We start from the raw sequence: 12,240 nt of genomic DNA, 5'->3' as shown, positions 1-12,240 counted from the left end.
ATCCGTGATAATGGCTTGGTAAAGGTACTGCTTGATTTGCAGGTAGATCGGAACTTTATCGTCAAATTCCACGGTGTGCCTCCTTATTAGTGTATTAGTTAACTATCACAGTGTATCAATAACCATAGTGTTTGCCAAGTATCATTGATCGGTATTTTAGCAGCGAGGGTGGCTTCTAAGTTTCAAAATGGCCGTTGCGTGGTACAATGCAAGGCAAGAAGCAGCACGAGAAAGTGAGGCGCAGGATGACGAAAAAATGGGGCAAAGTGATGCTCATCATCGGCATCTTTCTTGTTGTGAGTGGCGGTGCGTGGTGGTGGGTGAACCGCGGCGAGGTGCCTTCGAACAAACGCGTTGCCGGGACATATCAAACACCGACATTGTTTGTTCACGGTTTTGGTGGTGGTTATGGCTCGGAAAAAGATATGATCAACGACCTTAGCAAGCACCCCGGTTATCGTCAGGTTTTGCGTTACACCGTGACGAATACCGGTCAGCTCAGTGTGAGCGGTTCGTGGTCGCCGAGCGTTCGTCATCCGCTGATTGCCATTGTGTTCAGCAGCGGGCGGCCAGATGCAACCACGTTGACCAAGATTCTTAAACAGTTGAAAAAACGTTACGGCATTCAAGACTTTAATGCTGTTGGCCATTCTGCCGGTTCCGCGGCTTGGGCCGATTGGGCAGTCACCAAAGACAAAAAAGGCGAACCAACGTTGCAACGGCTCATCACGATCGCCGGTCCGTTCAACGGTTTTCCCGGAATGCCGGGGATGAACAGCGGACAAGACATCAAGTTGGCGAGCGATGGCCGCCCCAGTGTGATGTCTGACCGCTACAAGCCGATGTACGAAAATCGGCAGTATTTTCCAAAGACAGCTGCGGTTTTAAATCTGTTTGGCAATCTGGGCAAGGGATCCGATGGCCGTGTCCCCGTCAACTCCGCCCGTTCGTTGCGGTATATCGTGGCAGGTCGAGCCAAAAGCTATACCGAACGCGAAATTACCAACAGCAAGGCGCAACACAGTAAGCTGCATGAGCATAATCCGTTGGTCAACCGGTATCTGTATGAGTTTTTGAGTACGGGTAAGCTTACGAACTGATTAAGGATTAAAACGTTAAAAAGGCATTGCCCACAATCTGCGTGAGGCAATGCCTTTTTGGTTGCATATGATTTGTTTGTTACAACATTTAGATAAGGCCAGCTAATCGGCGTACTGCTTAAGCAATTCGTTATATTCAGGCGTATCTTTCAAAAATGCCAAGTCCGGATCAAGCACAGTGTTCTCAACGAATTGCCTGCGTGCCACAGCTGGTGATTCCCGCGGTTTTGGTTGGGGCAGATGCTGGAAAACCTTTGGAAATGGTTGATCCAAATTGTCAGCGAATTGCCGGATGACCGCCACTACCCGTTTGGCATCCTTGGTTGCCTTGGCAATTTGCAATTCGGTATCAATAACGAATGGACTGTTCATGTGAATCGCTTGGTCCAATGCTTTGGCGACCTTCACATATTCCTCGGCGGTGGCCAGCTGGTGGTCAGCGATGGCTACTTGAGTTAGCAAGTCGAGCACTTGTCCTAGAGCGCCATAATCACTCCCCAAAAGTTTCTCGCCTTCAACATAGGCCTCAGTCAGCTGACCACGTTTTAACTGCAATTTAGGCTTTAACGCCCAAGCAGTCACCGTTTCGCTAGGTAACGCAGCAAGTTGTTTTTCAGCCGCGTCGAATTGCTCTTCATTGAGATAAAAATTAAACAGGCCCAGTGCGGCAAATTGTGCCTGTGGCAAATCCGAGCTCTGCTCACCCGCCTTGTACAACTGAATGATCCGCTGTTGTACCGGAGGCCAGTCGTCTTTTGGAATCTGAGGCTTCAGCGTGTCCAGAAAAGGCGCCGCCATCATCTGTAGTTGTGAAACTGATGGATAGTCGCGCAACTCCTGATCAACCAGCGCAACGGCGGCTTGCCAACCATCTTTTTGTGCTGTCATGGTCAGCTTGGTAAAAAAATCTTGAAGGGCTGCTGGATCTAAGTCAGAAGAAAAGTTCAGCAGTGTGTTGATGTCCGTGCCGAGGTTACGCGCCAACACAGGTAGTAAGGTAATGTCAGGATAAGATGTGCCCTTCTCCCATTTGCTGACAGCAGGAGCGGAGACGCCTACTTTTTGCGCGAGTTCTTCCTGCGTTAAACCGGCAGCTAGCCGCTTGTTGCGGATTATTTGGCTCAGTTGCATGATGTTCACCCCTCATTTTTATTTGTTCTTTAGTTTCATTATGCAGAGAGGCATCAGTAAAAACAATGGAGGCGTTTTCAAGTCTGCCGCAAATTTTTTAACTGCTGGTTAAGTCGGCTACAAATTGGCTACCACACCTGATTCACGGCCATCACGATTAGCAAAACACCGAGAACCGGACGCAAGATGGCGGTGAGTAACCGCGGGTCGAAGCGGTTGAGGATGCGCGGGGTAATGGCGGCACCGACCAGTGATCCCAGCATCAGCAAGCCGCCGACTGTCCAGGCGATCGTACCTTGCGTCGCATGCAACAGACAGCCGATGATGGAGAGGGCAACCAGCGCATAAGAGGAAGTGGCGGCTGCGTGGGGCATATCCAAACCCATTAACATCAACCCGGCCATAATCGGTCCACCGCCGCTTAAGCCGGCAATGCCGACCATTAAGCCGCTAATGATGCCCAGCACATAGGCGAACCAGGTGGGCTGGCCGGTCTTTTTAGCGTGACGGGCAAAGGACTGGCGTAGCATCTGCACGCCGAGCACGATAAAAATAATGGCGATGGCCCATGAATAAATTAGTTCAGGAATGTAAGGCGCCACCAAACTGCCGACAATTGTGGCGGGAACAGCAGTGAGCAGAATCCGATTGCCGGCGTGAAAGCGCATATTGCCAGTGCGATAGTGACTATAACAGCCCACCGCCAGTGCCGGAATAGCGGTAAAAAGTGAGGTTGCCGCAGCTGTACTTGGCGACAAATGCGCGACGCCGGTCATAATGCCGAGGTAGAAAGCGCCACCGCCGCCACCCATTGTCATAATAAAAGCCCCGACCAAGAAGCCGAGGAGAATCAAAACGATTGTCATGAGATTTCCTCCAAGTGGGATTCCCGGTGATTGCCGGATATCCGCACAGCATGTTTCGCTAAACATGCTTGATAAAATAATTTTTATTAATTGATTCCATATTAGCGCACTTTTGCGCTGACTTTCAGAAAAAGTGCTAGCCCAAAACCTGGTTTTCACGCAATTATTTAAATTTCAATATTGTTACTGAAAATGGCCCGGCTTATCATGGAAGATAAAGGGAGGCCGACCATGGCAAAAACAACCATCGAGCAAAAGGAAAAGAACACGCGTCATGCTTTATTTGTGATCACCATTGTGGCGCTTATGTCGTTTTTCGGGGTTTTAACGGAAACATCCATGAATGTCACGTTTCCGACGTTAATGCATGACTTTCATGTTTCTTTGACAACCGTGCAGTGGGTGACGTCAGGGTATTTATTGGCGGCGGCACTTGTCATGCTTAGTTCAGCTTACATGAAACGTCGCTTTACCAATCGCCAGCTTTTTATTACGGCGGCGCTGCTTTTCATCATCGGCGACCTGATGTGTGCCTTAGCGCCGGTGTTCTGGGTGTTATTGCTTGGGCGGTTGGTTCAGGCAGGCTGTGTCGGCTTGTGCGGGCCATTGATGGTCAACATTATTTTGGACACGGTGCCCACCAGTAAATTGGGTACATATATGGGCATTGCGAACCTCATTATTCTCATCGGACCAGCCTTGGGACCGACTTTTGGCGGGGCTATTGCCAACTTTTTTGATTGGCGGATGATTTTTTGGAGTACCTTGCCGTTTGCCACTTTATTGCTCATATTGGGGCAGGGGCGCATTAAGCAATATACACCGACTTCTGCATTTGCGTTTGATTGGCTGCGGTTTGTGGCGCTGGGGGTTGCGTTGATTAGTTTGACAGTCGCTTTAAATGGCGTTAGTGAGCATACCTGGCTTATTGCAGGCGTGGCCGGTGCTGTCGTGCTTGTGGCGATGGGGGCCTTTTTATGGTTGTCCAATCATCATGCCAAGGCGCTGTTTAAGCTGGATGTTTTTCATGACGGTGGCTTTTTATACAGTTTTTTGCCGTATATTTTGATGCAGTTTTCCAATGTGGGGATTAATTTTCTGCTGCCAAATTACGTGCAAACCGTGGATGGCGCCAGTGCGTTTGTCGGCGGGCTGATTTTACTGCCGGGCAGTGTGTTTAATGGCCTGGGGCAGCCGGTGTATGGCTGGATGCTGGATCATTTTGGCGGGCGGCTGCCGCTTTTACTGGGTAATAGCCTGTTTACGGTCGGGATGCTGGGCTTTACGATTTGGGGTCAGCATATCGGCGTGTTAGGCGTGACGATCCTGTATTTGATCTTCGCCATCGGTCGGTCAATGGCATTTGGCAACAGTACGGCTTATGGCTTGAAGGTCATGGCCCACCAGTATCAAAGCGACGCCAACGCTTTATACAGCACCGGCCAGCAAGTCACCGGCTCGATCGGCACCACGGTCCTGGCCGGGATGATGACCGCGGTCACGGTGCCTGGCCTGACCCACGCCCAAAACGTCGGCATTGGCAGTCAATTAGCTTTTGCGCTACTGCTCCTGATCGGCTTGATCAACTTCGGCTTTTACGCGCGCTTGTTTAAGCTGACGAAAGCAAAAGCGTGATGACAGCTCAAAAAGACTCAGGCAACTGACCTCAAAAATAAGTGAGGTGTTGTCTGAGTCCTTTTTCATTAAACAACCAGTTAGTCTGGCAAAAAGCCGTGTTCGACGATCCTCAACTGTCGATTCATTTGATCAACCACCGCCTGCAGGTCTTCAAAGTTGCGGTACTTGCCAGTGGCGATTAGCTGTGTTGTGACCGCGGTTTGTTGGGCGATGAGGGCAGAAACCACACTGAAAATGTCATCAACGGAAATCCCTTGCCGACGAGGTAATTGTTCGATTTTTTTACGAAAAATCCGATTGGCTTCCACCGATATAGCTTGGGTTTCCTGTTGGATTTGGTGTTGCAATGGTTGGGGAAAATGCGGCAAATCTGCGTAAGCCTGCATCATGAGGCGATACTCGGCAGGAAAGGCCAATTGCAATTTCATCTCGTATTTCACCGCCGCTGACATCATAGCGGCTAACTCCGGGGCGTCTTGCCATTGATGCGGATCCATATGGGCGTAGATTCGTTGATAAGCGGTTTTAAAGGTGTCGAGGTATAGAGCTTGTTTATTGCCAAAATAATGGAAAATCAAGCCTTTTGAGACGCCGGCAGTTGCAGCAATTTGATCGGTTTTGGTTTTGGCAAAGCCTAATTGTCCGAAGGCGTCAGTTGCTGCTTGTAAAATTCGGGTTACTTTTTGCGGGTCAGTGACGACTTTTTTCATACGCTCAGATCCTGTCGACGATATCCGGCAACGCCGATGATGAAGAGGATCACGGCACCGATAAGCATGATGACAAGCCATGATTGACCCAAAGCTTTGACCGGAACGTCAGCGATCCAGCCAAAGGGCGTGAAATCACCTGCATGCTTGGGCAGTGAAAACAACCCGTGAAAGACCTGCACGATCAGCCCGGCACCCATATAAAGCCAAAAGAGACTACTGAGTTTTGGCCATAAACCGGCCAACGCAATGCCTAACGCGATAAATGCCAAGACGGCAGGCAGACCGCCGATGAAGAGTCGACCGAGATATTTTACCGGCAGCGGCTGGCTCAGCACCGCATTGCCGGTCAAAAATAAAGCAAGTAGTCCGACAGAAAGCACTAAAACACCAACGAGTAAGGCCCAGCAGTTGTAACTGGTACTGATCGTGGTCCGCGTGGGCTTTTCCGCGTGAATGATGCCAAGATAACCCAGCCGATCGTCGTGCTTAAGGCGAAAAGCAATCTGGACCCCCGCGGTGACGGCCAAAGCAACGAAAATGGCCATATACATCGCCAGAAATGAAAGTACCATGGTTTGATTGGCGGCGTGGATTTGTTTAACGTCTAAGAGCTGGCGATAAATCGGGTTGGTTTTAAGAATATCGCCAACGCCGCCAAGAACACTGCCCATAACGCCGCCGAAGATTACCGCGCCAATTAACCACCCGGACAACAGGCCACGTTCGGTGCGCCAGATCAACGCCGGCATCGATCGTAACCATGGCGCTGCGGTGGCGCGACCGTTTCCTTCTGCCAGCACACCGGCGCCGAGATCGCGACTTTGCGCAATGGCCATGGCAGCACCACAAAGCAAGATGCTGCAGCAAGCCCGAGAAACAAGGGCGTGAGCTGATTTTTTGTGTAAAAGTCGACCTTTTCAAACCAGCCGATCGGAGAAAGCCAGGTCAGTTGCTGGTGGTTCAGATCAGTGACGAGGCGAATGAGATAAGCGGCGGCCAAGACCATATAGCTTAACATGCTGGCGATGCGGGTATTGTTGGCTAGCTGGGCGAACAGCAAAGCCAGGCTGCCGAAAACCAGATTGGCGATTAGCATGGCAATGGCGAACAACAAATCGCCGGTCATGTCAGTCCCGTCCATGTTGACAGCGATCAGCGAGGCGAAGTAGGCGGCCGCCATCACAAAACTGACCAGTAGCAGCTCCCAAATGGCGGCGGTAATATCCGCCGTGCGCCCGACATCGCGCGCCCGGACCATTTCCAGCAAGCCGCTTTCTTCTTGTCCACGGGTGTCGCGAATCATCAGCGGCATGACCCACAAGGCTTGTAAAATGATCATGAAAACGACCATCACGCCAGCAAAAATGATGGCAGCGTTGTAAGTGCTAACCTTAGGCGTTGCGCCGAACATGGCGGCCATCTCCGGTGCCTGCAGCATTTTGACAATATCTTTTGAACCGGAAGCCCCGTTGACGAAGGCAGCTTCTAATTTCACGGCACCACTGAGAATCATCATGATGAGAATAACTAGCCAGACAACCGAGAATTTGAGATTTTGTTTGAGGTTGGCTTTTAAAAGATAGCCAGCACGCCGATTATTCCGCCGCATGCGACTCACCCGGCTTTCCGTAATAGCGCATAAACAGGTCCTCTAACGTTGGCGGTGAGACCCGCAAGTCTAGGATCGAGGCGGTCGCTAAGGTCTGCATAATGCGACTCAACTCATCGCGATCGGCCGTGAAGACCGCTTTGGTGTGGTCGGCCGCTGCAAATGTCAGATCGTGAACCCCAGCAACCTGAGCTAAATCATCATTGGCTGTTGTTGTCTTGACCTCGACTTTTAGCCGCGCCAAGTGCTGCATCTGGTCTAGATTGCCACTTTCAATCACACTGCCGTCACGAATAATCACGATCGAATCGCACATCCGCTCCACTTCCGACAAAATATGACTCGAAAGCAAAACACTTTTACCAGCCTGCTTAAGTTTGAGAACTTCTTGCTGAAATGTCTGCTCGTTAAGCGTGTCAAGACCGGAAGTTGGTTCGTCAAAAATATACAGATCCGCATCTTGAGATAAGGCGGCAATAAGCGCGACTTTTTGGCGATTACCTTTGGAATAAGTGCGGGCTTTTTTGGTTGGATCAAACTTGAATCGCTGCATTAAGTCATCGGTTTTCTTGTTATGGTCGCGGCCGTTTAACCTAAGCAGCAGATCGATAATTTCGCCGCCGGACAGATTCGGCCATAAATAAACATCGCCGGGAATGTAGGCAATCCGCGGATGAATAACGGCATCGTCACGCCAGGCATCGTGACCAAATACGGTGACACTGCCGGCAGTTTTCTTTAACATGCCTAAAATGATGCGAATCGTTGTCGACTTGCCAGCACCATTAGGCCCCAAAAAGCCGAGAACCTGTCCGGAACTTAATGTAAAGCTGACATTCTTTAACGCCTCAAACTTGCCAAACTTTTTTTGAACGTGATCTAATTCGATGACATTAGTTGCCATGGTAGCCTCCTATGAATGCGATCCTGTTAAAAGATGCCGGCATTCTGCTTGAAAGGTGGTACTTGCGGCTCGTGTTCCCGTCGTATTTTCCTTTTCGCCTGAAGTATAGTTGCGATTGACTGACGGGTCAATAACGAATTGACTGATTGGTCAATGAATTTTGATAGGCGCAGTCCAAAGCGTCATGCTTAACCAACTATGAAGGGTGGAGGCCTTCAAATCATGGAGCCGACGTCTTTTAAAATCGAAGCAAAAAAGCCGACTGCCTGACCATTTCATCAAGCAGCCGACGCGTCGGTTATTTTGTGTGCATTTTAAAATTTCTATGCAAAAAGCAATTTTCAACTTTCCGGGAAGAAGCCCTGACGCCGCATCACCTTGAATAGGTCATCACGTTTAGCTGGCGTGTGCGTGGCTGCGCTGACCGCCAGATCGGTGTAGGTTTCTTCGCGCGGGTTGCCGTGACGGGTGGCGTAGTAATCATGCACCGTACGATTATAATCGGTCATTGCTTCAGTAGCCGGTGCCGGTTCGCCATAGTAATTCGTGAAGGCGACCAGTGATTCAGGCATACGTGGCTTTTCATCAGGATGCTCATCCGGAAACCCGATTGCGAGCCCTAATAACGGAAAAGTGTACTTGGGCAAATGCAGCAAATCAATCAAGGCTTGCGCGTCGTTTTGAATACTGCCTAATGTGACCGTGCCTAAGCCGAGACTTTCGGCTGCCACAACCATGTTCTGCAGCGCCAAGGTGGCATCGGCACTTGCCTGTAAGAACTTATCCATCCGGCCGAGGCGATCAAGCGATTGCTGCGCCGCCTTGGTTAAGTCGGCGACGCGGTGCAAGTCCGCAATGAAAATAAACAGTTCACCCGGGCCGTTCAGGTAAGTTTGCGTACTCATCGCCGCAATTTTGGCCCGAATTTTCGGATCAAGAATATGGATGACTGAAAAAAGCTGTAAATACATCGAACTTGCGGTGTGCTGGGCAACATCCAGCAGCGTCTGAATCGTCTGATGGCTGAGGTGCTCAGGTTTAAACCGCCGAATGGAGCGGTGATGGAGCTGATGACGAATGGTTTCGTTTTGGGTCAAAAAAGTCACTCCTTCAAATCAATGCGTATGTCATCTATTGTAGCGGAATGTTTCGGTAGGGGTGTACTTTTTGTTAGAAAAGATAACTTACCGTCAAGGATTTTGTGGTGACGACAGGCTTTTTAATGACGATGCCGTCGTTCTCCCAGCCACCAGATTAACAAGCCGATGCCGATTCCCAAGAGGATCACGGCAACATAAAACAACCATTGCCATTGGCCAAAGTCGATCTTGGTTCTGAAGAAGGAACGTGTGGCTCGCAAATAGACAAGCAAACCGAGAATGAGTATAAACAAGCTGAAGTAGTAAATGGGGCGCTCAAGTTCAGTGAGGTGATGGATAAACGGCAAAATTGCCGCAATGATCAACCCTAAAATAATGACGGTGAACGAAGTATGGGCAGAAAGGCGAATTTGCCAGCTGGTTTTGAGAAACAGCAAGACGCTGACCATGATGCCAAACAGTATCACACCGAGAAGAATAATGGCGGTTAGTTGAAGCCGTGATGGTTTGGCAAAAGCGTGGCTGCCGACGTACCAAAGTGCACCCCACACACTGACAATCGCGATGCCGGAAGCCAGCAACAAACTTCCGGCATCGAAGGTTACGTTTGGATAGGTCAGACGCGGCAGCCACAAAATAAACATCATCATTGCTGCCAATTTTAAGTTAAACCAGATAAAATTACCGATACGCGGCGGAATTGTCTTTAATAATTCAGTTGCCGTCTGTTTGAGGTCATGACCAAAATAAGTCATTGCGTCCGTTCCATCATTTTGGGCATCAATGAGGTCCTGGAGAATACCTAGCAAACTTTCTTCTAATTGATAATCATCCCGGAACAAGTTTTTGCCCCGCATGTAAACCAGCAAATCTTCGTAGTAATCGCGGTTGGCTTTAGTCAGTTGTTTACGTAATTGATTGTTTTCGGCTGCCAATTTATTGACAGCTTCCGTGCGCTTTTTCATGGTTAGGCCTCCTCGGGTTGGTTCGCAATAATTTGATCAACGTGACTTTTGAGATCATGCCACTGCAAGATGAATGTTTGCCTAGCCTTTTCGCCATCTGCTGTGATCTTATAATACTTGCGACTTGGTCCGTCCGGCGATGGGCGCATGTGACTTGTCAAGAGACCCTTCTTTTCCATCGTCATTAGCAGGGGATAAATCGTCCCTTTTGGAACATTTTCGAAGCCGAAAAGATTAAGTGATTCGCTGATGGCATAGCCGTATTGTTCTTTGCGCGCGAGCAAAATGAGTAGGCACCCTTGTAAAATGCCTTTTAGCATCTGGCTGTTGTCGTCTCTCGCCATCAGAATCTTCCCTTCGTCTAATATGCTTTACACACTAGTAGTTTAAACCGAAACGGCTAGTGTGTAAAGCAAAATAGCCGGTGACAATGGCCGGCTATGGTTTCCATATTTTAATTTGAGAGAAGGGCATTGTTCTATGTTAATGGAACTTAAAACACCACTTTTAAAGTGAAAAATGGGCGTAACAAAATCGGCGATCAGAATTAAATTACCGGTCCCTTTTACCTCACGACTCACTCATCGGCCACACAGTTTTTGTCATGTTAAACCAAACTTCGCCGGCATGAGTGGAGGCTGCCTGTCCGTCATTGTGGAAGCCGGCGTGCTCATAAAAAGGGATGAGGCGCTGGAGACAGGTTAAGGTAATGGCGATGCGTTTTTGCTTGCGCGCAACATCGGTCATTTTGGCTAAGAGCTGGCGGCCAATGCCGTGATGTTGCAGATCAGGCGCAACCGCGAGACTCAGAATCGCAATATACGGCGCAGCTGCCGAGTTAGGCTGGCTGCTAACGAACAAATCGTCGGTAATGGTTGACTGTGAAGTGGCTGGGCCAACAATATAACCCGCAATTGTTTGGCCAGTCCGCGCTACAATAAACGTGTCAGGATAATGAATGATGCGGGCTGCCATGCTGGAACGACTGGCAGCTTCCTGGGGTGTGAAGCCCGCCCGTTCGATTCGCATAATGGCGTCAAGATCGGTTAAGTTCGCCGTGGAAAAATGCAGTTTCAATGTTATGCCTTCTTTGCTATGTCAATTTGAAAAACGAGGTGGTCATCAATGGATAAGCGACTCGTCAGAATCAGTAAAACATTAAGCCTGATCTTGCGGCACCATCCGGAAAAAATCGGTGTCGCACTGGATCGCTATGGCCGCACAGATTTGGAAACGTTGCTTCGGCGATTCAATGCACATTACCAGATGCATCTTGATCGCCAAGTGCTTGATGACATTATGACACAAAGCGACAAGCAGCGGTTTGCGATTGAGGGGAGCACCATCAGAGCGGTTTACGGCCATAGCGTCCCGGTCCTGCCGTTAATGCCGGCGCGACGTCCGCCAATCTGGTTATATCATGGCACGTCACATCAAGCAGCCGCATTGATTGATATTGAGGGGCTTAAACCAATGGACCGCGATTTTGTCCATCTTTCCGAAAATCCTAAAATGGCGTGGCAAGTTGGCGTGCGGCATGACCGCCATCCGGTTATTTATCGCGTGGCCGCGCAATCAGCAGCCGATGCCGGTGAAATTTTTTATCCGACAGGGAGTCAGGTTTGGTTGGTGCACGCAGTTCCTCCGGCATTTTTAACCCGAACATCATCCCCAACATCGTGACGAACGCCTGCTTTTAGCCGGAAACGTTCGTTTTTTTATGTTAGTATTAGGCATACTTAAAAAAGGAGGTTCTATCATGAAAGCTGATGCACCTGATGATTTACGGTTAAATCCGAAACAGTTCGCCAATCTTGTTGTGGGATCACACCAAGTTCCAGACGACAAAGATCCGGAAGCCATTGTCAAACGAAAACTAACGCTTTATCTCACTGCATATTACTTAGCAGAGCGGTTTAATGAGTTGCAACAAGAAACATTGGACCACGCTCCGTCACGGGAAAACTTTCACCAACTGTTGAAAAAGTTGGAAGACGAACGCTTTCAGGATTGGTAGACTAACACAGAAAAACGCGTCTGTATTAGTCAATTGTGAAATAAGTATCAATTGAAAAATGTTCTTTTTCAATTGTTCCCATCGTATCATTAAAATATGCCTCCATTGACTTAAAACCGAATTTTAAGCCAATGAAGGCGTTTTCTTTTTCTTTGAAAATTTAGATTCCCCTTAACCGTACAATTGTTCTTTTGGTG

At 49.1% G+C, this 12,240-nt stretch carries 12 protein-coding genes and 2 pseudogenes; 4 read left to right on the top strand and 10 right to left on the bottom strand.

Annotated features, from left to right (window positions below; translation table 11 throughout):
* Nucleotides 1-72: pseudogene (locus tag GSO_RS16960) on the bottom strand (GntR family transcriptional regulator); the annotation flags it as partial.
* A 173-nt stretch (nucleotides 73-245) separates the two neighbouring features.
* Here GSO_RS16960 and GSO_RS09175 point away from each other — a divergent pair.
* On the top strand, nucleotides 246-1,100 hold the full coding sequence (locus tag GSO_RS09175; protein WP_010491377.1) for an alpha/beta hydrolase: 855 nt from the start codon (nucleotides 246-248) through the stop codon (nucleotides 1,098-1,100).
* Between the two features lie 102 nt (nucleotides 1,101-1,202).
* Here the strand turns inward: GSO_RS09175 and GSO_RS09170 are convergent, their stop codons facing one another.
* Nucleotides 1,203-2,231 carry a helix-turn-helix domain-containing protein gene (locus tag GSO_RS09170; protein WP_010491375.1) on the bottom strand — a complete coding sequence of 343 codons (1,029 nt, stop codon included), beginning with the start codon at nucleotides 2,229-2,231 and terminating at the stop codon, nucleotides 1,203-1,205.
* 128 nt (nucleotides 2,232-2,359) lie between these two features.
* On the bottom strand, nucleotides 2,360-3,097 hold the full coding sequence (locus tag GSO_RS09165) for a sulfite exporter TauE/SafE family protein (protein WP_010491374.1): 738 nt from the start codon (nucleotides 3,095-3,097) through the stop codon (nucleotides 2,360-2,362).
* 231 nt (nucleotides 3,098-3,328) lie between these two features.
* Between GSO_RS09165 and GSO_RS09160 the strand changes: the two genes are divergently transcribed.
* Nucleotides 3,329-4,732, top strand: coding sequence for an MFS transporter (locus tag GSO_RS09160; protein WP_010491372.1), 1,404 nt, complete (start codon nucleotides 3,329-3,331; stop codon nucleotides 4,730-4,732).
* A gap of 80 nt (nucleotides 4,733-4,812) precedes the next feature.
* Here the strand turns inward: GSO_RS09160 and GSO_RS09155 are convergent, their stop codons facing one another.
* From GSO_RS09155 to GSO_RS09125, 7 genes and pseudogenes are all read right to left on the bottom strand, one after another.
* The gene (locus GSO_RS09155) at nucleotides 4,813-5,445 is read right to left on the bottom strand and encodes a TetR/AcrR family transcriptional regulator (RefSeq protein ID WP_010491370.1); all 633 of its coding nucleotides are present in this window, start codon (nucleotides 5,443-5,445) and stop codon (nucleotides 4,813-4,815) included.
* Nucleotides 5,442-7,057, bottom strand: a pseudogene (locus GSO_RS15840) (ABC transporter permease). The gene GSO_RS09155 and the pseudogene GSO_RS15840 overlap by 4 nt, the downstream one beginning before the upstream one ends.
* Nucleotides 7,044-7,961 (bottom strand): ABC transporter ATP-binding protein, encoded by a 918-nt coding sequence (locus tag GSO_RS09145; RefSeq protein WP_010491368.1) that lies wholly within the window; start codon nucleotides 7,959-7,961, stop codon nucleotides 7,044-7,046. Before GSO_RS09145 ends, GSO_RS15840 begins: the two are co-directional and overlap by 14 nt.
* A gap of 341 nt (nucleotides 7,962-8,302) precedes the next feature.
* Entirely contained in the window at nucleotides 8,303-9,058 is a 756-nt protein-coding gene (locus GSO_RS09140) for an NADPH-dependent oxidoreductase (protein ID WP_010491367.1), read from the bottom strand.
* A 122-nt stretch (nucleotides 9,059-9,180) separates the two neighbouring features.
* Complete coding sequence (locus tag GSO_RS09135) at nucleotides 9,181-10,026, bottom strand: DUF1129 domain-containing protein (RefSeq protein ID WP_010491365.1); 846 nt, start codon at nucleotides 10,024-10,026, stop codon at nucleotides 9,181-9,183.
* Between the two features lie 2 nt (nucleotides 10,027-10,028).
* Nucleotides 10,029-10,370, bottom strand: coding sequence for a PadR family transcriptional regulator (locus GSO_RS09130; RefSeq protein ID WP_010491363.1), 342 nt, complete (start codon nucleotides 10,368-10,370; stop codon nucleotides 10,029-10,031).
* A 226-nt stretch (nucleotides 10,371-10,596) separates the two neighbouring features.
* A complete protein-coding gene (locus tag GSO_RS09125) occupies nucleotides 10,597-11,103 on the bottom strand; it encodes a GNAT family N-acetyltransferase (protein WP_010491361.1) in 507 nt (168 codons plus the stop codon).
* Between the two features lie 48 nt (nucleotides 11,104-11,151).
* On the opposite strand from GSO_RS09125, the gene GSO_RS09120 reads away from it, so the two are divergent.
* Nucleotides 11,152-11,709 (top strand): RNA 2'-phosphotransferase, encoded by a 558-nt coding sequence (locus tag GSO_RS09120; RefSeq protein ID WP_010491360.1) that lies wholly within the window; start codon nucleotides 11,152-11,154, stop codon nucleotides 11,707-11,709.
* A 76-nt stretch (nucleotides 11,710-11,785) separates the two neighbouring features.
* Entirely contained in the window at nucleotides 11,786-12,043 is a 258-nt protein-coding gene (locus tag GSO_RS09115) for a hypothetical protein (protein ID WP_010491358.1), read from the top strand.
* Nucleotides 12,044-12,240: the final 197 nt, after the last annotated feature.

This window comes from Lacticaseibacillus zeae DSM 20178 = KCTC 3804 (genome assembly GCF_000260435.1).
Taxonomy (GTDB): Bacteria; Bacillota; Bacilli; order Lactobacillales; family Lactobacillaceae; genus Lacticaseibacillus; species Lacticaseibacillus zeae.
Note: the sequence above shows the minus strand (reverse complement) of the source record. Positions and strands in the feature narration are given on the sequence as shown.